The 23,648-nt window shown below is 57.0% G+C and carries 16 protein-coding genes; 12 read left to right on the top strand and 4 right to left on the bottom strand.

What is annotated here, in order from left to right; genetic code table 11:
• Positions 1 to 3: 3 nt before the first annotated feature.
• The 5 genes from ABD735_RS05570 to ABD735_RS05550 all read left to right on the top strand — a co-directional run bounded on the left by ABD735_RS05570 (position 4) and on the right by ABD735_RS05550 (position 8,498).
• The gene (locus ABD735_RS05570) at positions 4 to 4,629 is read left to right on the top strand and encodes an ATP-binding protein (protein ID WP_344804166.1); all 4,626 of its coding nucleotides are present in this window, start codon (positions 4 to 6) and stop codon (positions 4,627 to 4,629) included.
• Between the two features lie 54 nt (positions 4,630 to 4,683).
• Positions 4,684 to 5,466: a 3-oxoacyl-[acyl-carrier-protein] reductase gene (fabG, locus tag ABD735_RS05565; RefSeq protein WP_344804164.1), complete on the top strand. Its 783-nt coding sequence runs from the start codon at positions 4,684 to 4,686 to the stop codon at positions 5,464 to 5,466.
• 79 nt (positions 5,467 to 5,545) lie between these two features.
• Positions 5,546 to 5,785, top strand: a complete 240-nt coding sequence (acpP, locus tag ABD735_RS05560; protein ID WP_344804162.1) for an acyl carrier protein — start codon at positions 5,546 to 5,548, stop codon at positions 5,783 to 5,785.
• A 97-nt stretch (positions 5,786 to 5,882) separates the two neighbouring features.
• Positions 5,883 to 7,406, top strand: coding sequence for a fatty acyl-CoA reductase (locus ABD735_RS05555; RefSeq protein ID WP_344804160.1), 1,524 nt, complete (start codon positions 5,883 to 5,885; stop codon positions 7,404 to 7,406).
• 300 nt (positions 7,407 to 7,706) lie between these two features.
• On the top strand, positions 7,707 to 8,498 hold the full coding sequence (locus ABD735_RS05550) for a tellurite resistance TerB family protein (protein ID WP_344804158.1): 792 nt from the start codon (positions 7,707 to 7,709) through the stop codon (positions 8,496 to 8,498).
• A gap of 83 nt (positions 8,499 to 8,581) precedes the next feature.
• On the opposite strand, the gene ABD735_RS05545 is transcribed toward ABD735_RS05550, so the two are convergent.
• Entirely contained in the window at positions 8,582 to 9,016 is a 435-nt protein-coding gene (locus tag ABD735_RS05545; RefSeq protein WP_344804156.1) for a PepSY domain-containing protein, read from the bottom strand.
• Between the two features lie 239 nt (positions 9,017 to 9,255).
• Here ABD735_RS05545 and ABD735_RS05540 point away from each other — a divergent pair, with 239 nt between their 5' ends.
• From ABD735_RS05540 to ABD735_RS05530, 3 genes are read left to right on the top strand one after another with little or no spacing between them, the layout of a single operon-like run.
• Complete coding sequence (locus ABD735_RS05540; protein WP_344804154.1) at positions 9,256 to 11,307, top strand: serine/threonine-protein kinase; 2,052 nt, start codon at positions 9,256 to 9,258, stop codon at positions 11,305 to 11,307.
• Positions 11,279 to 12,007: a TIGR04283 family arsenosugar biosynthesis glycosyltransferase gene (locus ABD735_RS05535; protein ID WP_344804152.1), complete on the top strand. Its 729-nt coding sequence runs from the start codon at positions 11,279 to 11,281 to the stop codon at positions 12,005 to 12,007. Before ABD735_RS05540 ends, ABD735_RS05535 begins: the two co-directional genes overlap by 29 nt.
• Positions 11,997 to 12,668, top strand: a complete 672-nt coding sequence (locus tag ABD735_RS05530) for a TIGR04282 family arsenosugar biosynthesis glycosyltransferase (protein ID WP_344804150.1) — start codon at positions 11,997 to 11,999, stop codon at positions 12,666 to 12,668. Before ABD735_RS05535 ends, ABD735_RS05530 begins: the two co-directional genes overlap by 11 nt.
• Here ABD735_RS05530 and ABD735_RS05525 read toward each other — a convergent pair.
• Both ABD735_RS05525 and ABD735_RS05520 read right to left on the bottom strand, forming a co-directional pair.
• Positions 12,655 to 14,616: a tetratricopeptide repeat protein gene (locus tag ABD735_RS05525; protein WP_344804148.1), complete on the bottom strand. Its 1,962-nt coding sequence runs from the start codon at positions 14,614 to 14,616 to the stop codon at positions 12,655 to 12,657. The two genes, ABD735_RS05530 and ABD735_RS05525, sit on opposite strands and share 14 nt — an antisense overlap.
• 81 nt (positions 14,617 to 14,697) lie before the next feature.
• Complete coding sequence (locus tag ABD735_RS05520) at positions 14,698 to 16,767, bottom strand: flagellin N-terminal helical domain-containing protein (RefSeq protein WP_344804146.1); 2,070 nt, start codon at positions 16,765 to 16,767, stop codon at positions 14,698 to 14,700.
• Positions 16,768 to 17,243: 476 nt separating this feature from the next.
• Here ABD735_RS05520 and ABD735_RS05515 point away from each other — a divergent pair, with 476 nt between their 5' ends.
• From ABD735_RS05515 to fliS, 4 genes are all read left to right on the top strand, one after another.
• Positions 17,244 to 19,310 (top strand): flagellin N-terminal helical domain-containing protein, encoded by a 2,067-nt coding sequence (locus ABD735_RS05515; protein ID WP_344804144.1) that lies wholly within the window; start codon positions 17,244 to 17,246, stop codon positions 19,308 to 19,310.
• A gap of 192 nt (positions 19,311 to 19,502) precedes the next feature.
• A complete protein-coding gene (locus ABD735_RS05510) occupies positions 19,503 to 19,970 on the top strand; it encodes a flagellar protein FlaG (RefSeq protein WP_344804142.1) in 468 nt (155 codons plus the stop codon).
• A gap of 278 nt (positions 19,971 to 20,248) precedes the next feature.
• Entirely contained in the window at positions 20,249 to 22,213 is a 1,965-nt protein-coding gene (fliD, locus tag ABD735_RS05505; RefSeq protein WP_344804140.1) for a flagellar filament capping protein FliD, read from the top strand.
• A 61-nt stretch (positions 22,214 to 22,274) separates the two neighbouring features.
• A complete protein-coding gene (fliS, locus tag ABD735_RS05500; RefSeq protein WP_344804138.1) occupies positions 22,275 to 22,670 on the top strand; it encodes a flagellar export chaperone FliS in 396 nt (131 codons plus the stop codon).
• A gap of 6 nt (positions 22,671 to 22,676) precedes the next feature.
• Here fliS and ABD735_RS05495 read toward each other — a convergent pair whose 3' ends face one another.
• Complete coding sequence (locus ABD735_RS05495; protein ID WP_344804136.1) at positions 22,677 to 23,621, bottom strand: histone deacetylase family protein; 945 nt, start codon at positions 23,619 to 23,621, stop codon at positions 22,677 to 22,679.
• Between the last annotated feature and the right edge of the window lie 27 nt (positions 23,622 to 23,648).

Below are 23,648 nucleotides of genomic sequence, written 5' to 3'. Positions count from 1 at the left end.
GACATGACCAGCGCAAAAAACTCCAATAACACCAAAGCCCCGGGGATGGTCGACCGCGCGCATGTGTTCGATATCGACACCGTGGCGGCTGGAATTCCTGGACTGCTGACGCCTGAGGCCATCGAGGCTGAAGTCGCCAGGATCAAACGACTGCCCATCGAGGATTACGAGCAGGCTGTGATACAGCCGGTTCGACAGAGTCAGCGCTTCAGTGCCCGCAAGATCATGAAGGCACTGGCTCAGAAGGTCATCAAGGAGACAGACGAAGGGCCACTCTATGCCCTCGACTGTTACATGACGAATGAGGCAGGCAAGCGTGTGCGGGTGGGGCTGATCGGGCAGAACCGGGAAAACCGACAGGGCGTCTGGGGGCCTGAACATCATCGTCAGGCGGCCGAGCTGGCCATGAAGTTCAGTCGCAGGCGAATGCCGGTCATTACTTTTATCGATACGCCAGGCGCCGATGCCGGTGAGACGGCAAACCAGCAGGATCAAGCCCACAGTATCTCGAAGCTGATTACGGTCATGGCTCAGCTGCCAGTGCCCACCGTGGGTATCATTCTCGGCACTGCCTATTCGGGCGGTGCCATACCACTGGCGGCCACAAACCTGCTGCTGTCAGTGCGTGATGGGCTGTTCAGTACCATTCAGCCCCAGGGATTGGCCAGCATTGCGCGCAAACAGAAACTCGCGTGGCAGCAATGTGCACAACGTGTCGGCGTATCAGCCTGCGAGACGGCCATCAAAGGTTGGCTTGACGGTATTATCGATTATTCGCCAAGTGATCAGCGTGAGGGCATGGAGCATCTCAGGACTGCCGTGCTCGGTGCGCTGTCGTTCCTCGACAAGCAGCTGAGTGCCTTCGTGCAGCCTGAAGGCGCGGCGGCGTTCGCGCCTGTGGCCGGAGAATATCAACGTAGCCTCGCGGTGTTTCTCGAGACACCAGAGCGACTCAGCGGTCTGAATAACAGCTATTACGGCGACACACTGACCCAGTGTCCAAGCATCTTCGATTTTACGCTGCGCCATATGCGCCAGCAGCAGGTAGCCTCGCGCCTGAGCTTCACCACCATCTCATCTCTACCAGCAGCGGGCAGCGTGGCGCCTATCAAGCCGCAGCAGCAGAGCAGCGACAAGGTTGGCGTCTTCGCCGACTGGTGCCAGCGCGGCGAAAAATTGATTTACGAACAGCGTCTGCTTGACCGCTACGAGCGCTTCCAGAAGGCCCGGCAGGCCAAGGACGAAGACCGAAGCGCTCTGGCGGCGCTGGTGCTCGGCCGTCCGCAGGAAAAGTACAAGCAGGCCGCAGAGGCTTTGGCCTTTGAACTGGGGCTCTATCTCTACAACCGGTGGAAGGCTCAGGCGGCGGAAGGTTTTGTTGCAATGAGCGAGTTTCTTGCGGAGCAGGCGGCGAAAACGAAGCCCAGGCAAGCCGTGGACACTGGCGAACTGCCACCGAAAGAGGAAGTAACGCTGCCACAGCTGCTGCATCTCCCAGAGCTCAATGCCTACCTCGCCCCGATAAGCCTGCAGTTGCAGTTCTTCGATGCGCTCTACGACGGCATTCTCGGCGAGCTCGAACTGGTGGCCAGTGAGGCTAATCGTTATCGAAGTCTGAGCGAAGAGTCGATGGCTCAGCTACTCGATGCCGCGCTGAAAGGGACACAGACTGATGTGTGTTGGGTCGACGTACATGCTGGCGAATTCTCCACCTGGCTGAAACAGTTGAATGACTTCGACGATGTCGAATGGTTCCTGCGTCAGGTCTCCGAGTGGAAGCAACGGCAGCATGCCCGTCTTTCCGAAAGCCTGTTCGTGTTCCTCACTTATCTCTTCGAAAACCTGATACCGCGTTATATGCAGGCGCAGGCCGGTGGCGAAGCCTTCGATGGCAAGATCAATCCCACCTGGATCGGCCGACGCAAGGATTTCTGGCATCGCCTGTCCATCGCCTATTGCGATTTGCAGATTCAGGCACTGCAGAAGGAATACAAGAGCCAGTGGCCAGAATGGACCGGCTGGGTCGATGAGCTGTGCAATGATTTCACCCCGCAGCATGATGACTGGGTCTCCTGCGATCCATGCGGCTTTCCGGGCTACCTCGAAAGTATTCACAAGCAGATCAGTGCGGGCAAGGTGCCTGCAGGTATCGTGACCGGCACAGCAACCCTGAAAGTGGCTTCGCAGCCTGTCGGGCTCTTCATTTCCAACCTGGCCTTTCAGGCCGGTGCGCTGGATATGGCCAGTGCCCGTAAATTGCTGTCGCTGATTCAGCGCTGTGAAAACGAAAGGCTGCCTATTGTCGGGCTCGTCTCCTCTGGCGGCATGCAGACCAAGGAAGGCGCAGGTTCCCTGTTTGCAATGGCGGCCGTCAACGAAGCCCTGACCCGCTTCCGTCAGCTTACCGGGCTGCCCGTAATCATGGTCGGCTTCGGCGACTGTACAGGCGGTGCACAGGCCAGCTTCGTCACCCATCCGCTCGTGGAAACCTGGTACATCAGCGGCGCGAACATCCCCTTTGCCGGACAGATCGTGGTGCCAAGCTATCTGCCGTCGACCTGTACGCTTGCGAATTATCTGGTCAGGAATGCGCCGACGGAGCCGACCAACGACGCGACCATGACTGGCCTGCTCAGCCATCCCTTCGCCGACAGTTTCGACAGACGACTGCTGCAGATCGATTCGCAGGTCACCCGGCCGCGCTGCAGTCTGCAGGACATGTTGAAGGCTCGCCTCAACGGTGGGGAGCTGCCCAAGGCCCGAACCGAGGGCGATGATGATGCGAAGGCGCTGAAGCTGCAGGACGAGCACAGCCGGGTCGACAAGGTCTTCGCACCAGTGCAGAAACTGCTGATACACGCCCGCGGCTGCACTGCTGTGAAACTGATCAGGGATGCCCAGCGCAACGGTACACCGGTGGTTCTGGTGCAGTCCGATCCCGATATGGCCTCCGTGCCCGCAGAGATGCTTGGCTCACAAGACGAACTGGTCTGCATCGGTGGCAACACACCGGACGAGAGCTACCTCAATGCCAACAGTGTGCTGAAGGTCGCCAGCATGACCGGTGCGGACAGCCTGCACCCTGGCATTGGCTTCCTCTCGGAGGATCCTGACTTCGCCAAGCGCTGCCAGATTCGTGGTCTCAACTTCATCGGTCCGGACTACCGAGCCATGAGCGTGATGGGCGACAAGGCCAGCGCTCTGAATGCTGCGATGGCCGCGAATGTGCCAGTGGTGCCGGGTAGTCACGGCATTATCTCGGACGCACAGCACGCTCGCCGACTCGCCGAAGACATTGGCTTTCCCCTGCTATTGAAAGCAGCGTTTGGCGGCGGCGGAAAAGGCATCGCCAAGCTCACCAGCATGGACGATCTGGCGGAGACCTACACCCGTCTGCGTCGTGAAGCCGAAGCCGCCTTCGGCCGAGGCGCGCTGTACATGGAGCGCTTCGTCGAACACATGCGCCATATCGAAGTGCAGGTGCTGCGCGACAGTCATGGCCATTGCAGTCTGCCAGGCATCAGGGACTGCAGTGTGCAACGCAACAACCAGAAGCTGCTCGAAGAGTCAGGCTCGACCATGCTCAGCGACACGCTGAAGCAGAACGCGCTGACCTATGCGAAGCGCATTGCCGATGCCGTCGACTATGTCGGCGCCGGTACGGTCGAATTCATCTACGACCTCGATCACGAATGCCTCTACTTCATGGAAATGAACACCCGGCTACAGGTCGAGCATCCAGTGACCGAAGCGGTCAGTGGCATTGATATCGTGGCGCAGCAACTGCGGATTGCCTCGGGCTCATCGATCGCAGATCTCGCACCGAAGGAAGAAGGCTATGCCATCGAAGCCCGTATCAACGCAGAACAGGTATCGCTGCGTGACGGTAGCTTCAGTTGCCAGCCTTCACCTGGTCTGGTGCTGGATCTGGTGATGCCGAAGGATGCCCATGTCGATGTGATCAGCTGCATCGACAAGGGCAAGGCGGTCGCCCCGTACTACGACAGCCTGGTGATGCAGATCATCGCCAAGGGGAAGGACAGGGCTGAGGCCATCGAGCGACTGACCGGCTTCCTGCGCCAGACCCGCATCGAAGGCATCATCACCAATCTCGACTTTATCGTCGCCATCCTGGAAGACGAGGTTTTCCGTGGAGGGACCTTCGATACCGGCTTCCTGCAAGGCTTCAGTTCCCGCATCGATGCCAGCAGTCTGCAGCGCGAACCTGCTGGCCGTGGCGCTGCCGCGAAGGGCGACGATATTTCCATTCCGGGTACGGAAGAACTGAAAGTGCTGGCGCCTGCCTCCTGCATTTTCTACCGCTCGCCAACGCCTGATGAGAAACCATTCGTCACCGAGGGAGATGTCGTGGACACCCAGCAGACGCTGTGCCTGATGGAGGCGATGAAAATGTATTCACCACTCAAACTGCGGCACCTGAATAAGGCTGGCGAGCAACTCTACGCCGATGGCACCCGCTACCGGGTCAACCGAGTCATGAACGACGACGGTCAGCCAGTGAATACGGGTGACCTGCTGTTTGTACTCAGCCCATTGCCTGCCGAGAAGAAAGACGCTGTGTCTGGCAGCAGCGAAAAAGAAAGTGAGTCTTTTGCCGAAAGCAAATAAGCCTTGCCGCGCTGCCTGAGGGCAGCCATCGATGTCACAGGGAGAAATGAAATAATGGATCTATCGAATGAACGAGACGACAAGGCTTCCGGCGCGAGCCAGGCCAAGCGCACCGTGGTACTCATTACCGGCGCCAGCAGAGGGATTGGTAAAGCGATATTGCAGCAGTTCTGTGCCATGGATGCCTACGTCATTGGTACAGCAACTTCACAAGCCGGGCTTGAGAAGATCGCGCAAACTATCGATGAAAATGGTGGCATAGGTCAGGCCATGCTGCTGGATCTGAAAGCAGAAGCGAGCGTGCCCGCACTGGTCGAGAATTTGAAACAGCAATCGATACCAGTGGATGTGCTCGTCAATAACGCCGGCGTGACCGATGACCAGCTTGCACTGGCCATGAAGCCCTTCCAGTGGAGTCGGGTGATCGACACCAACCTCAACGGTACCTTCAGGCTGACGCAGTCACTGCTGCGACCAATGTTGCGAAAGAAGCAGGGGCGCATCATCAACATCAGCTCCGTAGTGGCCAGCAGCGGCAATGCCGGCCAGTGTAACTACGCTGCATCCAAGGCAGCCCTTGAAGCCATGACCCGCAGTCTGGCGCTCGAACTGGCTCGAAAGCACATTACGGTCAACGCCGTTGCACCAGGGTTTATTGCCACCGATATGACTGAAGAGCTCTCAGCAGAAGCCAAGGCAGCACTACTGGCGAAGATCCCGCTTGGGACCATGGGGGCTCCTGAAGATATCGCCGCCTGCGTCACCTTCCTCGCCGGAGATTCGGCACGCTACATCACCGGGCAGGTCCTCCACGTCAACGGTGGCCTGTATATGTAATGACGGTTCTACCCGTTTGAAACGGGCAAATTTCAAGCCACATCAATCAAGTCAACAACTGGAAGAAAGGAGCACTACCATGTCTACGCAACAAGAGCGTGTCATTGCCATCGTCGCTGATCAATTGGGCGTCGATAAGGAACGCGTCGTCCCAACGGCTACATTCGTCGAAGACCTCGGCGCGGACTCCCTCGACACCGTCGAGTTGGTCATGGCGCTGGAAGAGGAGTTCGGCTTCGAAATCGAAGACAAGGAAGCTGAGAAGATTACCAACGTGCAGGATGTCATGAATCTGCTGGCACGTACGGAAGCCGCGTAACCGAACACCACTGCTGCAGAACTGGCTGTCGGCTTGCTGTTCAGCCGACATCAGGGCAGCGCAGGAACTCATCGTAAAGCAAGGGAGTGCCGGACTAATGAAAGTGCCAGAAGCCTTTGAATCTTCAGTAAGCCTTGAGACCCTGCGGGACAAGACGATTCTTCTGACGGGTGCCAGCGGGTTCGTCGGCAAGGTTGTACTGGAGAAACTGCTGCGTGGCATCGGTGGCAATGGTCGCATTCTCCTGCTCATGCGAGGCAACCGACGCTTCCCCTCAGCAGAAGACCGGCTCTACCATGAGGTCTTGCAGTCCTCATTATTCGACAAACTCAGAGCAGAGCAGGGCGATGTCTTTCTGGATAATTGCCTGAAGAAACTGCACTGTCTCGAGGGGCACCTGACACAGCCGCGCTTCGGTCTCGATCAGGACACCTTCGCAGCTACCGCTTTTTCCCTCGACCTCATCATCAATGCAGCGGCTAGTGTCGATTTTCGTGAGCCGCTCGATGACGCTCTGAACACCAACACATTGGCGCTCGACAGCCTGATAGATTTTTCCAAGTTCACACCGCACTGTCCGCTGATCCACGTGTCGACCTGCTACGTCCACGGCCACCATACCGGCTTTTGCAGTGAAGCCAATGTTGTCGCCTTGCGTGGCAAGCTGCCGCTGACGAGCACCGGTTACGTGGATACAGATGCCGTCGTCGCGACATTGCAAAGCAGAATTTCTGTGATCTATGCGAGCATCAGTGGTATCGAGGAGCGTCAGACCGCCCTGGTGGATCTCGGTCTTGAGATCGCCAATACCTTTGGCTGGAACGACACCTACACCTTTACCAAATGGCTCGGCGAACAGCGTCTGCTCAATGCCTTGCAGGGCAGGGCGTTGACCGTGCTACGTCCCTCCATCATCGAAAGCGTATTGAAAGATCCGACCCCCGGCTGGATAGAGGGCGTGAAGGTGGCTGATGCCGTCATCATGGCCTACGCCAGAGAGCACGTCATGCTGTTCCCGGGCAGGCCTTCGGCGGCGATCGACATCATTCCTGTCGATTATGTGGCGAACAGCATACTCATCAGTGCCGCAGAGGCACTCACCGCACCATGCCAGCATCGGTTCTACCAGTGTGGCAGTAGTGCTGAGAACCCGGTCACGATGAAGACGCTGATTCGACTGGTGCGCAAAGCGGCGACGACACCAGGCTCCGGGCTGGACAGGCTGTTTCCGCGACAGCCGCAGAAAGCCTTTGTCATGGTGCCCGCGCCCGTTTTCAAACTCATTACTGGCGGCGGCCTGAATTATCAACGCTGGAGCTACCGTCTGCGCAAGTCACTCGGCCTGAGCACCAGCAAGCGAACATTGATGAAGATGGAGACGACCGTGAGACTGGCTGTAGTCTTCGCCTTTTACACGACGCAGCGCTACACCTTCGACAACAGCGAGCTGCTGTCCCTGGCAGCCAGACTAAGTGCCGCAGATCGAGCTGCCTTTCCGGTATCTACTGCTGATATTGACTGGACACATTATCTTGGACACATCCACCTCAGCGGTCTGAACGACTACGCCTTGAAGCCACGCTCGAAAAAGGTGAAGACACCGGTAGCGGCAGACGCCTGAGCATTCATGTTCTGACAGAGGATGTCGTCCGCCAAAGTGTGATTTAGTTTTTTGCGTCGATCAGACGAACCGCATACTGCGAAAACACGGCGTCGCTAGTCAGTAGATAGAGACCCGCGGCTTGCGCCTGTGAGATAAGCATTCGGTCGAAGGGATCTTTCTGATCCTCCCACTATCTGCACGGTGCGGATAACCTCTGGCAGGACGCCACCGCCACCGCCACGTGGACACGTGTTAATTATCTTCACTGCACGCCCGGCACGTATCATGAGTCATGGTACAACCCACAAGGAATGCGGTATGAATGCAAAGATGATTCTTGGCCAGCTCATGAAGCAGGCTTCAAAAGCGCAGTCACAGGGCAGCTACAACAAACAGGGCCACGGCCAGGACCGCCACCAGAACAGTGTCGGGGACTTCGACCTTGGCAAGATTGTCGGCGGTCTTGCTTCACAGTTTGGTGGGGGCAGCAATCAGAGTCGTGGTCAAAGCTCCAGCGGTATTGATATGAAGAGCATTCTTGGCGGTGGTGCGCTGGGCATGTTGTTCGGCTCCAAGCGTGGCCGTAGCATGGGCGGCAAGGCCTTGAAATACGGCGCCCTCGCTGGAGTCGGCGCGCTTGCCTGGAAGGCTTACCAGAACTATCAGTCCAGTGAGGCGACTGGCCAGGGTGCTCAAGGCGCAGGCTCGCCGCAGCAGGGCGAGCCCTGGGAAAACCTTCAGGGTGTTGCGCAGGAAAGACGTGGTCAGGAAATTCTGCAGGCCATGATCATGGCGGCTCGGGCAGACGGTCATATTGACGCCAACGAGCGGGCGCAGCTGGGTCAGGAAATCGAGAAACTGGGTGCGGATGCCGAGCTGCATGCCTGGGTTCAGCGACAATTCGAAGCGCCGCTCGATGCAGAATTACTGGCGCGGGAAGCCGATTCGCCACAGGCCGCACGGGAAATTTATGTGGTCAGTGTCGCGATGGTGGATGAGCAGAACCCGATGGAGCGAGCCTGGCTTACCCAGCTGGCTTCAGCGCTGAAGCTTGAGCCCGCGCTAGCGGCCGAACTGGAGCGGCAGGTCCAGAACGCAGCAGGCGTTTAGCCCCTGCTGGGACAGGCTCGCCAACGTTCAGGCGGCCCTTGCTTCCAGGGGCAGTACTCATCGGAGTGCTGCCCCGAAACAGATCATTTCCGCTGAGCGGTAACGAGATTGAGTTCCAGATCCTCGCCGTCACTTTTTTCACCTTCGATTTCGACCTCACCCGCCTTTTCGCTAGTGATGTCTTCAACCTTGGTCATGCCTTGCGCCTTCGCAGTGTCGATAGCCTGGCGGATATCTTCAATTGTTGCTCCGGTCGGTCCACCGTCACTGTTCTTCCGGTCCTCATTGCTCACTTTGCCTTCGGCAGATAGATCAACTTCGGCCTCGGTGCTGTCATCGACCCAGCCCTCGATTTCGATATTGCCGCTGTCTTCGAACTCGATCTCGGTATAGTGTTTGAAGCCATAGTCTTCAGCGGCTTTGAGGGCGTCTTCGATCCTGTCGATCTCGATCTCGGCCTGAGCCATGGGTGCCAGGATTGCTGTAGTCAGTGCGACGGTCATCAATGTTCTTGTCATGCATGCTTTCCTTTTTTGGTCCGGAAGTCCTGATTCAGCAGGTACGTCGTCTTTTGGCGAATCGATCGTTGCGCGCGCGACGGCAACCGCGTACTACGATCAACCCAGCAAAGGCTGTACCATGAGAGGAGATTAATTGCCTTGGTGATGTCGGCTTCTCTAGAATGTAGCTTTTCAGAGTTAACCTTGGAACTGACATGATGGGTGGGCATGTATAGACTGCCTGCAAGACCTTGTAGATGGTGGGCGTAAGCCGGGAGAGTTTTATTAACGAACAGTCCGACACTTTATTCACGCTTCGCGATTTCGTGTCGAGCAAGACGCTGGATGTTACGGAGATGCGCAGGATATTCCTGCCCGTCCTCAAACAGCTCGCCCTCCTGCATCAGCGCGGTCTGGTCCATCGCGCGGTCAATCCCGATACCATTTATCGCGAGAGCAGTGGTCAGTGGCGTCTGCTGCCGATCGAGGAATTGCCGGACACCGAGTCTGCAGATCCGTTCGACGACCGCCGTGTTCCCATGTCCAACGCACAGCTCGATCCTGATTTCGCACCGATCGAGCAATTTTCGGTCGATCTGAGACGGCAGGGCCCATGGACCGATATCTATAGTGTCGCGGGTGTGATGTACCTGTGCGTAGCCGGGCATACCGCGGTGGGCGCCAAGGATCGTGTCGCCAGCGGTGAACCCTACGACAAGGAGATCGATCCGCTGCTCTGGCTGGCCAATTCAGCCGACGGCCGCTTCGAAGGCAAATTCCTGCGCCTCATCGACAAGGGGCTGACCTACTTTCATTACGACCGCCCGCAGAACCTCGAGCCATGGGTAGGCGCCCTGTTCGGCTCTTCGGCGCTGGCGAATACCAAGCTTCCCGGCACGCGACCGAAGCGGCCTGTCCCTGTGCTCGAGGAGCCGGCGGATGCGGCAGGTGTGGACGAGGAGGCCGTTTCAACACCTGAACTGAGCTCAGAGGCAGAAGCGCCCACACTCCAAAGCACCGATTCTACGGCCGATACACCTGCCCAGGCAGCTGAGCCTGTCAGATCGGAAGCACCCCCAGTCGTCAAACGCTCGACGGCCGGGCAGGCCGATCAACCTGTCAAGCGAAAGCCCGCAGCGACGCCCGCTGCTGAAGTCGATGATGAGGACTATGAGGCGCGGCATGCCGACGCCTTGCCGAGTGTGCCCCAGATGCGCGAGCGCGTCAGCCCGGCCAGTGCTGCGCAGAAAAAGCCGACTTCGCAGAAGCCTGCGACACACCAGCCTGGCCCGAAAAAAACCGCGCAGCAGCCTGCGGCCCGAAAACCGGCACCTCAGCAACAGTCACGTCCCTCACCACCGCCAGCCCCTCGATACGCTGACCACGATCAGGGCTTTTTCGCCGAAGATGATCATGGCAGCGATGAGGATCTCTATGCCGAGCGGATGTCTGAGAACTCCTCACGCTTCAATCAGGCTGCCCGCAGCCGCGGTCGCGTACGGCGTGATAGTGAAGAAGAGGGTGGCTGGCTTGCTGTGGTGGCCAGTGCGCTGCTGCTGATTGTGGCGCTTGGCGTAGGTATCATGTTCGTCAATGATATCTCCATCACCGAAGGCGTCGAGATCATCAAGCGCGAGGCTGGTCTCATCGAACCCGAGCCCCCAGTAGCGCCGGTGCAGGAAGAGAATGCGCTGCCTGACAATATTCAGTTCAGCGATCCGGTTGAGCCTGAACAGCCATTAGGCACTGGCAATACTGGCAGTATCGACCGCGACAGCGGCTTTCCCGTGGATGAAGTGGGTGGATCCGAGCCGGAGACTGTGACGGCGCCTGATGGCGTGATTGCCCCGGAGCAGGATATCGATACGAGGCGCCAGGAGGAGCTTCAGCGTCTCGAGGACAGAACGCAGCAGGAATCATCCGAGATCTCCGAGCAGGTTGGCGAAGCTGCCTATCAGGGCCCTAATTTGAGTCAGACACCCTTGCAGCGGGCTGAGGTCGAAGCCATTCTTCGCCGCTTTCGTAATTCGCTCGAGACACTTGATGCCGGGTCGATCAATCGGATTGCGCTGTTGAGTGAGCGTCGGCATACCTACTTGAACTATCTTATCGAAAGCTTTGCTTCGAGCAAGGTGGAAGGTGAGCGTTTTCAGATGGCAGGTGACAATATGTCTGCCACGGCGCGCCTGCAGATGGTTCGTCTGGTAGATACCAACGGCTTGGTGTCTGAGCCGCCACGGGGTTTGCGTCAGATAGACCTGCAGATTCTCAGAGCCCGCAATGGTGAGCCGATCATCCATTGGCAGTAGGCTCGAATTGATCTCCCTCATCGTGCCGACACTGAATGAGGAAGCGGCTTTCAGGGGGCGGCCAGGTCGCAGTCTCAATGCCATCAGGCAGGCCTGGCCAGAGGAGCGGTTCGAAATCATCACCGTAGATGCCGCGAGTCGTGATCAAACCAGAGCACTGGCAGCTGAATTTTCCAGTCAGGTCATCGTGGCGCCGCCAGAGCATCGGGGGCGTAGCCGACAGATGAACTTGGGGGCCGCTGCCGCCCGAGGCGAGCTGCTGGTATTCCTGCATGCTGATACCGAACTGACCGGGAACCTGCATGAACTCGACCTCTTCGCCCGCACAGGGGCAAGCTGGGGTCGGTGTCGCGTTCAGCTCTCTGGAAGCCGCCGGATCTTCCGGGTGATCGAAACCATGATGGAATGGCGATCCAGAATCAGTGGCGTCTGCACAGGCGATCAGGTACTCGTGATCAGGCGCGAGGTCTTTGAACACCTCGGAGGCTACGACGCCATCCCCTTGATGGAAGACGTTGCTATCAGCAAGCGGCTTCGACGCCTTGCCTGGCCAAAACGTCTGCCACTGATCGCGCACACCTCGAGCCGTCGATGGGAGGAGCATGGTGTCTGGCGAACCATTCTGTTGATGTGGCGGCTACGTCTGGCGTATTTCTTTGGCGCTTCACCTGAAACGCTCGCGCGCCGCTATGCCCGCTGAATCATCCACCCAACTGGTCATTCTCGCCAAGCGACCAAAGCTTGGCGCTGTCAAAACCCGACTTGCCGCAGACACGGGGCCGGTCGAGGCCCTGGCGATCTATCAACAGTTACTGCAGCTTCAGATTGATCATGCCCGTCGCTATGCCCGAGCGGCGCCGCACAGACATGTTCGTATCGACTGGGATGCGCCCAGCGCGAACGGTTCGCGTACGGTGGAAGAGCGTGGCTGGCTGGTGGATGGCAAACAGGGCGCGGGATCGATTGGTGACCGAATGGGGCTGGTCATGGGTCAGCATTTCAGTTCGGAACGTAGAGCTGGTGACCGTCTGATCATCGTGGGCAGTGACTGCCCCTATCTGGATGAGCAGGTACTCGCTGCAGCTGAAGCCGCTCTTGATGAAGTAGATTGTGCCTTGGTGCCCGCGCTGGATGGCGGCTATGTACTGATTGGCGTGAACAGGCATTTTATGACATCGGGTTGCGATGTGTTTGGCGGCATGCCGTGGAGCACACCGGAGTTGATGGCTGCGACCCGTGAGCGTCTGAGTCAGGCAGGCGTTCGCTGGGCAGAACTGCCGCCCCTAGAGGATATTGATGAATGGCCGGCGCTGCAGCGTTGGCAGGCTGCAGCGACCGACACATCGCCTAGCGCTTCCTGAAATACCAGCTCGAGCCAGTCTGCGCATCCCATTCGAGATGCGTCATTCGCTGCCAGGCCTGGGCACTGTTGCGTCGATGGGTCGAGTGTCCCTGTATATTCTGGGCTTCCAGCGTTTTCCACTGTACTTCGTTGGCTAGCGCCCCGAGCAGGCGTGGCAGATCTTCCGCCACAGCCCGTGCGCTCAGCAGCTTTCTGAAGCCGTGCAGGCTGTAGAATTCGGGTGTCCGCGCCAGTGCCTGACAGTCGCCCTGCGCAATGGCAGCCAGATAACCTGCGCGAATCTGTTGCAGAGTATTGTGGCCGGGAGATTCTTCCTGCCAGATCGCATGCCCCGTCGAGTGATCAGCACCGAAGGCATTCAAGGCGTCATGCGCATGATTCAGCCTGATATTGAGCACCCCTTCGGTACGCAGGGCATCACGCAACAAGCCGAGTAAAATTTCGTTAGTTTCGGTGTTGGCAGACCACTGATCTATCCGCAGAAAGTCGAAGCGATGTCCGTCTTCGATATACTGGCTGAACATCGACAGCGGCCAGAATACGATATTGTCCAGCCCATGCTCTTGCGCCTTCCGGGCACCATAGGCGAGATCGCACAGATCGAAGTCCACGACGAGCACAGTGCTGTCGGTAAAGCTCTTGGCAAAGGCCAGCGTCTGCGGATCGGCTGCGGCACCGATAATGGCCACCATCACAGTGTCAGTCTTGAGATCGACATCGAAACGGTGCTGTAGGGCTTCAGTCAGCAAGCCTTCGTCCTGCACCGGCAGTGATTGCCAGGTCGGGTAGGGCAATGGAATATCGTTCGCCGCGAGCAGCAGCTCAGACTTCTTCTCGGCAAACTGCTGCTTGAAGTTCTCGTCAGTCATGAAATCGTAGAAGCTGCGCTGTAACAGGTCGCGGCACTGCAATGGCCAGTCAGTCACATCGAGCGCGGCCAGCAACAGTGAATAGGGCTGACGCCAGAGTATGTCGAACATCGACACAACGATGCACGCACCGGCCAGCTCTTCAGCCATAGAGCCATTCGCAATCGATCCGGCAGTAGCCGCACGAGCGATTTGCTGATGAATGATGTCGAGTTGCAGGCGTTCCTGTTCGCTGGTCTCGAGTAGACAGCCACTGCGCACCTGGTAGCTGGCCAGCGCCAGCGCCAGCTGCTGGTGATCGTCGGCCAGTGTGCCGCTCTGGCAGACAGCCTCGAATATCCGGCTTCGAAGATAGACCAGCAGGGTCTCGAGTTCGGTTGATGGTAACAGGATGCGATCGCAGGCTATCAGTAGCAGTTGATCGATTCTTGCGACCTCGAGCAGCTCGGTATCCGCTGGTAAGGCTGCATATTTGTGCTCAAGAATATCGGCGACGACGGTGGCCAGGCGCTGCGGCGTGATCTGCTCATGCTGAAGCAGGAATAGCAGGTCGTCGGCAATCATGGTGTTGTAATGGTCGATGGCGAGGTGTTCACAGCAGTGGGTGATGCCAGCGAATATGCTGGGCCACACGTAACCGAGCTCGATCATTCTGCGATAGTGCATGTAGGCCTGGTCGAAGCGTTCCTGACCAGCCAGCACGTGTGCAATACCCAGAAATGCCGACGCGTTGCGATTGTCCAGCTTCAATGCCGTACGAAAATGACCTTCTGCATCGCCGAAGCGCTGCTCGATAAGTGCCAGGTAGCCAAGGTTGCACAGCAGCTGCGGATCTTCCGGCGCCAGCTCGACCGCTTTGGTGAAGAGCTCACGCGCCTGTTCGAGGCGGCGATTGTCCAGGCGGATTCTGCCCAGCAGGCCAAGGGCCTGCGAATGCTCGGGCGACTGCCGCAGCACATCGGCCAGCAACTGTTCAGCCCTGGCAAAGCAGTCACGCTTCACCTCAGCATCGATGCCCGGACGGTTGCCCGCCGAGTAGTGCTGGTTGGCCGCAAGCACCTGGCTTGCGGCTGGCATGGCTGTAGATTCTGACCTGGCTTGTTCAACGTACATTCGACACCTCGTTAACTGGTACTGCTAGTCTGATCAGTTGAGAAATTAACCCTGTAGCAGCTGAAGCACCTGCTGTGGCTGGGCGTTGGCCTGAGCCAGAATCGAAAGACCCGCCTGCTGAAGCACCTGCTCCTTGGACAGCCTGGCTGTCTCTGCAGCAAAATCTGCGTCGCGGATTCTCGAGTTCGCCACTTCCAGGTTTTCAGAAGTGATTCGCTGATTCGTTATGGTGGACTCGAATCGGTTCTGGATGGCGCCCAGATTGGCGCGCTGGAAGTTGATGGTGTTCAATGCATTTTCGACGGTGTTCAGCGCTTTGACGGCGCCTTCTACTGTTGATATGTCGAGGTCCCGAACCAGGCCGCCTTGTTCATTTGAGCCGAAGGTGCCGGCGGTAAAGCCGCTATTCGCAATGTTGCCGGTCAGTGAGCCCAGTTCGATCTGGCCAGCTGATTCCAGCGACAGTGTGCTGTAGTAGGTGTCGTCGGCTGGCAGGCCCATCGTGGCCGCATCTCCATTCTGGGCCGTAATGCTGATATTTCGGCCGTCATCGGCCAGCAGCCGGTAGGAGTCATTGAACGCTTCTGCGCGAATGCCAGTTTGTCCCGACTTGTTATTGACGGCAGAGACTACCGCGCGCTGAATGTCGGCGACCGTGTCAGTCGCCGTTGTGGACACCGCGTAGGCCACACCATTCAATGAAAAGGTCGCAGCGAGGGCGCCGCCAGCTGTAATCGCACCACCGTTCTGTACGGTCGGATTTGCGGTGGCGGTTACGCCGGTTTGTTCAGAGAGCTCGTTAATTGCCTTGGCTTTGGCGATCGCGCTGAAGGATGGATTGACATCAGAAGCCGTATCGAAGTTCGGTTGTGTTGGGCCCACTGGCACGCCGTTAATGACCAGATCGCCCGCAGCGAAAGCCGCCTCTGCGACAGTAGCACTGACGGCGCCACTATTATTGCCGCTGAAGTTGCCGACCGTCAGGCCTGCGTTGCCGATATTGCCGGTATCGGTATCTACATCGATGGCCGAGCCGTCTGTTGACACAAGTGTGAAGGTGCCGGCATAGGTTGTACCGCCACTTGGCGGTACCGCTGCGCTTGAAGTCGCGAGGCCAAAATCATCAGTATTCGTGCCAGCTGTTCCCAGTGTGATATTTCGGCCATCGGCCGCCGTCAGCTGCACGCCCAATGCGGGGTTGCCACTGAACACGGCTGTGACACCAGTCTGGCCTGTTTTCTCGTTAATCGCCGAGACAACGTTTTCGAGGTTGACCTGGGCACTCAGCGCGCCCCTGGTTTCGAGCGCAACAGCGACGCCATTGATCGTCACAGCGCTGGCAGCATCCGCCGGTGCAGTGGCTGGCGCAGGCGGATAAGCAGTACCGTCCACGAAGGTGCCGTTGACCACAGCCTCGACGCCCGTCTGCTCGGTTGACTTGTTAATAGCCGCTACTTTAGCGATCGCACTCTGCGCCTGATCAAATCGAGAAATCGTGTCATCACTCGCCGCAGAGCCATCAATGGCAAAGCCATTTATCTTCAGGTCGCCTGGCAGCATGGCAGCCGCTTCAGGTTCGGATGAAATGCCGTCTGTGTTGGCAGCACCGAGCTTGTCGACTGTGGCACCGTCAATACCAAAACTGACAGATTCACCTTCGTTGGCACCGATCTGAAAGGTTACTGCAGAGAAAGTGCCGTCGAGCAGGTTGGTGCCGTTGAAGTTGGTCTGAGTCGACACGCGCTCGATTTCTTCCAGCAGCTGATTCACTTCTGTATTCAGTGCCTGGCGATCAACTGAAGAGTTGGTGGCGTTGGCCGACTGCAGTGCCAGTTCACGAATCCGCTGCAGGTTTTCGGTCATTGCACCCAGTGCACCCTCAGCGGTTTGTGCCAGGGAGATGGCATCGCCTGAATTTCGAATGGCCACTTCAAGACCCCGAACCTGTGAGGTGAAGCGGGTTGAAATGGCCAGACCAGCGGCGTCGTCTTTCGCACTGTTTATACGCAAGCCAGAAGACAGCCTTTCCAGTGCAGTCTGGAATCCACTCTGCGACTGGTTCAGGTTGCGCTGGGCGTTGATGGAAGCCGAGTTGGTGTTGATGATCTGTGGCATGTTGTTCCCCTTTGACGCTCTGTAGCGCTGGTCGTTAAGCCGTGACCTCAAAGGAGGCCTGTTGGGAAGGGGTAAAGCACAGATGATGCCAACTCTATCGGCATGTCCTGGGGCGTGCGGCAAGTCACTGAAAGTAAACTTATTCCTGGAGAGGGTTAAGGGAATGTGGCGTTCGCTGGCGTCAAAAAAGCGGCAAGGGGAGGGTGGGATATATGAAGCAGTTGGCGGAACTGGCGCTCAAGTCTTGCCGCTTTTCTGCCGATAGAAGCCATAGATGAAGGGACGAAGCGGCAAGACAGCGACATCATCCGAAAGGCTTACATTGTTTTACACAACACTCTCAAAAACACCATAAAGAAAGTTTTCGCCGCACCGATAACCTATTCAACAGACAAGCATACAAGATTCAGTCTTGGTTCGGTCTGAACACACAAGCAGGTGACCTGCAACTCGTAGTAGAAGTAACGGAGAATATTATGCCTTCAATCGTCAACACCAACATTGCCTCGCTGAACGCTCAGCGTAACCTGAACCAGACACAGCGTGCTTCTGATACAGCTCTTCAGCGTCTGTCATCAGGTCTGCGTATCAACAGCGCCAAAGACGACGCTGCTGGTCTGGCCATCTCCACCCGTTTTGATTCACAGATCCGTGGTACCAACGTTGCCATCCGTAACGCAGGCGACGGTATCTCTCTGGCGCAAACAGCTGAAGGCGCGATGGACTCCATCAACACTTCACTCCAGCGTATTCGTGAACTGTCACTGCAGTCAGCTAACGACACGAACTCTGCCATTGACCGTCAGGCCCTTCAGGAAGAAGTCAGCCAGCTGGTCTCGGAAATTGAAAACGTTGCGAAGACCACTTCGTTCAACGGCAAGAACCTGCTCGACGGCTCTTTCTCAAGCGCGCAGTTCCAGACTGGTGCCAACGTTGGTGACACTGTAAAGGTCAGCATTGGTAAGCTTGACCAGGATTCACTGGGTACTGCGCTCACCGCCGGTCTGTCCTCCAATGTGAGCAAGACCGGCCTGACTACCGGAGATGATGCGTTGGTTGCTGGCGACCTGGTTATCAACGGAGTCGCAATTGCAGCGAGCGCAGCAGCGTCAGATACAGCTTCAACAGCGAAACAGTCTTCAAGTGCTATATCAAAAGCGGCTGCTATCAATGCTGTTTCCGCCCAGACGGGAGTCACTGCGACTGCAAATGCGAATACGGTAGAAGGTACCACAGTTGCGAACAGCGCGGCTGCAATAGGCACTGCGATTAACGTGACAGTAAATGGTGTAGCTATAGCGCTCACCAAATCTGGTACCGGTGATGCTGAAGTTGACCTAGCCGGTGTTGCCGATGCGCTCAATGCTAAAACTGGAGCGACTGGAGTTTCAGCCGCAGTCGTCAAAACTGACGGCGGTGCGCGCATCGACTTGACGGCTGAAGATGGTCGAAATATCCAGCTCACTGCTGCATCATCAGACGCGAACACTTTCGGTCTTGCCGCTGCAGGCACCACGGCAACTACTTTCGTAGGCGACTATACACTGCAGAGCAATGACGGTAGCGATATTAAGCTGAGCACTACAACAGGCGATATCGACAACGCCGGTTTTGAAGTCGGTACTTTCAGCGGTTCACAAGGTGGAGTTGTTGGCGACAACGTCGCTACTGGTGCACTTGCTGCTGGCGACGTCACTATCAACGGAGTCAGTGTAGGCGTCTCCAAGGCTTCGGACGATACATCTTCCACCTTGCTGGCTGAGTCAAGCGGCATAGCCAAAGCTGCTGCAATTAACAGAATCTCTGAGCAGACTGGCGTTACCGCTAAAGCGAACGTGAACACAGTGAACAGCGCAGCCATCGGTACTACTGGTGGAGCGATGGCCTTCAGCATCAACGGTACAGCTATTACTGGTTCAACGGTAGCTAGCGATCAGGGTGCAAACCAGACTTCGCTTATCGATGCGATCAACGCAAAGTCAGGCCAGACTGGGGTTACGGCGGAAGCTCTGGAAGGCGACAAACTTTCATTGGTTGCTGCCGATGGCCGAAATATAACCATTACTGGCACGGGTGGTGACAGCGGTTTCGCTGCAGCGATCACTGCGGGAACCCAATTTGGTTCGGTATCGCTACAATCTGCTGGTCAGTTTGAAATCGGTACGCAAACTGGCGCGAATGACAAGGCTGGCCTCAGCGTAGGCAAGTTCGGTGGCGCAGAATCCGGCACCAAGCTGTCAGACATCGATATCTCGACTGTCGAAGGTGCCAACAAGGCGATCAAGGCTGTAGACAACGCAGTACAGACGATCTCTTCAAAGCGGGCTGAGCTGGGTGCGATTCAAAACCGCTTCACAGCGACCATCTCGAATCTTGAGTCACGTAGCGAGAACCTCTCAGCTGCCAACTCACGAATCAAGGATGCGGACTTCGCGAAAGAGACAGCTGAACTGTCACGGACTCAGGTACTGCAGCAGGCTGGTATTTCCATCCTGGCCCAGGCCAACGCCCGTCCACAGCAGGCTCTGTCACTCCTGGGCTAATAACCCAACGGGATACGCCTTCTCTGCCTCAGGGCAGGGTTGGCGGAACCCTCAAGTACTTCCACAGCACCCTGCGGGCAACCGCGAGGGTGCTTTCGAGGTATAAGCGGTCATGCGAGCCGCGGCTACAAACACAGAACGTACTAATCAAGTTACCGCTTGAAGTTGTGAATAGAGGCAGTGAGGTAACGTATGAGTGACAGACCAGCATTTGATGCAGGACAGACAGGTCGGGCCAGTTCGGCGCCGGCTTTTGCGCGTTCTGGTCAACAGGTGAATCAACGTGACGGCGTGATCGCCACACCGACCGCAGCGCGAGCCTCCGTGCCCTCTGTTGTCACTGAAATCAGTGCAGCAGCATCAGCCGCCGCAGCTTCGATAGAGCAGGTCGCGGGCCCGGCAGACGAGAGTGCAGTTGCAAGCTCTGCGCAGGAGCAGAATCCGCTAAGAAGCGCAGTGACACGATTGAACGACTACGTCCAGTCAGTGCAGCGTGACCTCGAATTTTCCTTCGACGAAGAATCCGGCCATTCCGTGATTACCGTCATCGACCGCAACACCAAGGAAGTCGTCAGGCAGCTGCCAGATGATCTCGCTCTGGAGCTGGCGCGCAATTTGCAGAATAACGAATCGATGAGACTGCTCGACGCCAGAATCTGATGTAGCCAAAGCGCTGCACACCATACCGGCCCGACGGCCTCATCAGGAACCATAAGGCCTGAGCGGGGCCCCGGCAGTGTGGCTACAGACTGAAGCGGAAGAGTCATCTTACGATCAGTAACACAAAAGGGGCAAAGTTTTGCCCCTTTTTGCCGATACAGTTCCTAGCAGCAAGAAATACTAAAAAAGATCGCCAAAACTAAAAAAAGCACTAACGCAGAAAGGCGCCGCAAGCGCAGCAGAGATAGTTAACCAATAGCAATTGAGTGGGTAGCACAATGGCAATTTCTTCAGTCGGTATAGGATCTGGTGTACTCACCAGTGATTTGATAGACAAGTTGGCGTCTGCCGAGCGTGAGCCCACCGAATTACGACTCGATGTCAAAACTGAAAAAGCTGAAACCCAGCTCAGCGACTTCGGTCGCATCAAGAGCGCAGTCTCGGACCTCCGTCTCAGCGCCAGAACGCTGGCTACTGCGGATGCCTTCGGCGCTGCTGTGGGCGAGTCGACTTCCGATGCAGTCGCACTGACAGCGGGTTCTGCAGCCAAGCCGGGCTCTTATCAGATCGAAGTGAGCAAGCTGGCGACCGCACAGTCGCTCGCATCTGCCTCATTCACTGACAAGGATACAACACCCGTAGGTGCAGGTACGCTGCAGATACAGGTTGGCGACAAGCTGACCAATGTCACGATCGATAGCAGCAGCAATACCCTGGACGGACTGGCAAAAGCTATCAACGATTCAAATAGTGGTGCGAACGCCTCTGTGTTGTTCAATGGTACCGGCTATCAGCTCGTTATCGCTTCGAAAGAGACCGGACTGGCCAATGCTGTAACGATTACCGCGACAGACAGTGATGGCAATAGCGCTGACACTGCCGGGCTGTCACAGTTCAATTCCAATGCTACCAACCCGAACATGACCGAGACCATGCCTGGTCAGGATGCCGAGTTCAGGGTGAACGGCCTGGCATTGACGCGTCCGACCAACAGTTTCGACGACGTTATCCCCGGCTCGACATTGAAGCTGACAGACGTCACTACCGCACCGGCCACCGTGACCATCCGCGCTGATAGCGAAAAAGCGACCGAGCGGATGCAGGACTTTGTCGACAAATACAATGCGCTGAAAGAAATCATCAATGAAGTGACCGCCTTCAATGCCAGCAGTGGTGAGAAAGGTTCGCTGCTGGGCAACTCGGCGGTTCGCTCCATCGCTGCAGACATGCGTAGCGTCATCGGCAACATGGTGCCTGGCCTCGAGAAAGCCAACGTGCGGTCACTGGCCGAAATCGGTGTGTCGACCAACGCCACCACCGGTCTGCTCGAATTCAATAGCAGCAAGTTCAGCGAGAAGCTGACGGCCTATCCAGAGGATGTTGCTGGTCTCTTCTCCGAGCAGGGCAGGACGACTGATGCGTCGGTCACTTACTCTGGTGGCAGCATCAATACCAAAGTCGGCAGCTATGGCATCAATGTCACACAGATGGCGACGAAGGGGGCATACACAGGTGCTTCGCCACTGGCAGCCTCTACGGTTATCGATGCCGACAATGGCGTGTTCAGCATCAGTGTCGATGGCAAGAATTCAAGCGAGATCACGCTGACTGCGGGCACTTATACTCAGGCAGAAATGATCAGCGAAATTCAGAAGCAGCTCGATGCGAATGCCGGTTTGCAAAGTGCTGGTGTTGCGGCCAAGGCTTCACTGGGCCCTGGCGGTGAACTTCTGCTCAGCTCGACCGTCTATGGCAAGACCTCCAATGTGTCGATTATGTCCACGGGCGTGAACACGGCGGCAAGTCTTGGCCTCTCTGTAGGCGCCGGCGTTGCCGGCCTCGACGTCGAGGGCACGATCAATGGCCAGAAGGCGACGGGCACAGGCCAGTATCTTCGTTCCGACGAAGGTGACTCAAGCGGTCTTCGCGTTCAGATTACCGGCGGCACCATCGGCGATCGCGGCCAGGTCAGCTATATCGAAGGCGTTGGCGATCAGATGGTCGATCGTATCAACAACATGCTGTCTGCCAGGGGCTCACTGTCAGTAGCCATCGAAGGCTTCAACACTGAAATTGGGCAGATCAAGGAGGACCGGCAGAAGCTCGATCTTCGCATCGAATCACTGACGGCGCGCCTGGTGAAGCAGTTCTCGGCAGCCGACTCGCTGGTCTCACGATTGAACAACACTGGCGATTTCCTGACAGCACAGCTCAAGGCCATGGCACCTGGTGCCAACGACTAAATTGAACAGACAGCACTGAACCAGACACTTTTCCAGCAGTAACGAACATCGGGTAAATACTATGAATGCATTGATGGCTTATCAGAACGTGAACAGACAGACCAGCGTTGTGGATGCAGATCCTCACCGGCTTATCCAGCTCCTGTTCGATGGTGCACTCGAGCGCATCAACATGGCAAAAGTGCAGATTCAGATGCGCAATTACGAAGGCAAGAATCGTCTGATCAGCAAAGCGATGGAAATCGTCGGCGGCTTGCGCAGCTTTCTCGACCTCGAGCGTGGCGGTTCGATTGCCAGCAGCCTGAACGATCTGTATGAGTACATCGAACGTCGCCTGCTCGACGCCAATATCAGCAACAACATCGAGATACTCGATGAAGTGGCTGGTCTGATTCGTGAAATCAAGACTGGCTGGGATGGCATCCGTCCTGAAGTACTGGAAAAGCAGCTGGTCTAGTCAGGCTCACTGCATCAGTGCGGTGAGGTGGGCCTCCACACTCGCCGCCAGTGCCTCGAGGTGATACCCGCCCTCGAGGCACGATACGATTCGTCCCTCGCTATACACTCTCGCGACATCCACGATCATATCAGTCACCCATCGATAGTCGTCAGTCTCCAGATTGAGGCTTGCCAGCGGGTCCAGTGTATGGGCATCGAAACCGGCTGAAATGATGATCAGCTCCGGCTTGAAAGTCTGTAGCCGATGCAGCCAGCTACGCTCAACCGCCCTACGAAACATGCGGCTGGTCGTGTGCGCTTCGAGCGGCGTACAGATGATATTGTCCCGGTTTACCGATACATACTTATAGGGATAGAGCGGGTGCTCGAAGCTTGAGCATACCATCACGCGTGGATCATCCTTGAAGATATCGATGGTGCCGTTGCCGTTATGCACATCGAAATCCAGAATCGCCACACGTTTGATCTTGCAGGTCTCCAGCGCATGCAGCGCCGCGATGGCCACGTTATTGAAATAGCAGAAACCCATGGCCTGTTCGCGCTCCGCATGGTGGCCTGGTGGTCTCACCGCGCAAAAAGCACGCTTGATGCCACGATCCCCCCACGACGCGCCCTTGCCAAATACGCAGTCGACCGCCTGCGTAGCCGACCCCGCCGCGAGCAGGGCTGCTTCGAGCGTATGCGGCATCATCGTCGTGTCACCATCGATAGGGAACTCCCCCGACGCTGGTGAGACGTCTCGCAGATACTGTATATGATGAATGCTATGCGCAAGCTCGAGCTGGTGGGCATTGGCTTCCACTGCTTTCACTTGCCGTAGATCCTTGAGTATTCCACTGAGTTCGAGCCGTTTGCTGATGGCTTCGAGTCGCATGGGGCTTTCGGGGTGCAAAGGCCCCATGGTGTGCCGTTGAAAGGCGGCATCCTGAAAATAAGCGGTTTTGGCCATTGGTCCGACTGTCGCTGACTGGATCAT

It is taken from the genome of Allohahella marinimesophila, from assembly GCF_039538005.1.
In the GTDB taxonomy this organism is placed as follows: domain Bacteria; phylum Pseudomonadota; class Gammaproteobacteria; order Pseudomonadales; family Oleiphilaceae; genus Allohahella; species Allohahella marinimesophila.
Note: the sequence above shows the minus strand (reverse complement) of the source record. Positions and strands in the feature narration are given on the sequence as shown.

Coding starts and splice junctions, on each gene's coding strand:
- ABD735_RS05570 (WP_344804166.1), top strand. CDS start 4: ATGACCAGCGCAAAAAACTCCAATAACACCAAAGCCCCGGGGATGGTC.
- fabG (WP_344804164.1), top strand. CDS start 4,684: ATGGATCTATCGAATGAACGAGACGACAAGGCTTCCGGCGCGAGCCAG.
- acpP (WP_344804162.1), top strand. CDS start 5,546: ATGTCTACGCAACAAGAGCGTGTCATTGCCATCGTCGCTGATCAATTG.
- ABD735_RS05555 (WP_344804160.1), top strand. CDS start 5,883: ATGAAAGTGCCAGAAGCCTTTGAATCTTCAGTAAGCCTTGAGACCCTG.
- ABD735_RS05550 (WP_344804158.1), top strand. CDS start 7,707: ATGAATGCAAAGATGATTCTTGGCCAGCTCATGAAGCAGGCTTCAAAA.
- ABD735_RS05545 (WP_344804156.1), bottom strand. CDS start 9,016: ATGACAAGAACATTGATGACCGTCGCACTGACTACAGCAATCCTGGCA.
- ABD735_RS05540 (WP_344804154.1), top strand. CDS start 9,256: ATGGTGGGCGTAAGCCGGGAGAGTTTTATTAACGAACAGTCCGACACT.
- ABD735_RS05535 (WP_344804152.1), top strand. CDS start 11,279: ATGGTGAGCCGATCATCCATTGGCAGTAGGCTCGAATTGATCTCCCTC.
- ABD735_RS05530 (WP_344804150.1), top strand. CDS start 11,997: ATGCCCGCTGAATCATCCACCCAACTGGTCATTCTCGCCAAGCGACCA.
- ABD735_RS05525 (WP_344804148.1), bottom strand. CDS start 14,616: ATGCCAGCCGCAAGCCAGGTGCTTGCGGCCAACCAGCACTACTCGGCG.
- ABD735_RS05520 (WP_344804146.1), bottom strand. CDS start 16,767: ATGCCACAGATCATCAACACCAACTCGGCTTCCATCAACGCCCAGCGC.
- ABD735_RS05515 (WP_344804144.1), top strand. CDS start 17,244: ATGCCTTCAATCGTCAACACCAACATTGCCTCGCTGAACGCTCAGCGT.
- ABD735_RS05510 (WP_344804142.1), top strand. CDS start 19,503: ATGAGTGACAGACCAGCATTTGATGCAGGACAGACAGGTCGGGCCAGT.
- fliD (WP_344804140.1), top strand. CDS start 20,249: ATGGCAATTTCTTCAGTCGGTATAGGATCTGGTGTACTCACCAGTGAT.
- fliS (WP_344804138.1), top strand. CDS start 22,275: ATGAATGCATTGATGGCTTATCAGAACGTGAACAGACAGACCAGCGTT.
- ABD735_RS05495 (WP_344804136.1), bottom strand. CDS start 23,621: ATGGCCAAAACCGCTTATTTTCAGGATGCCGCCTTTCAACGGCACACC.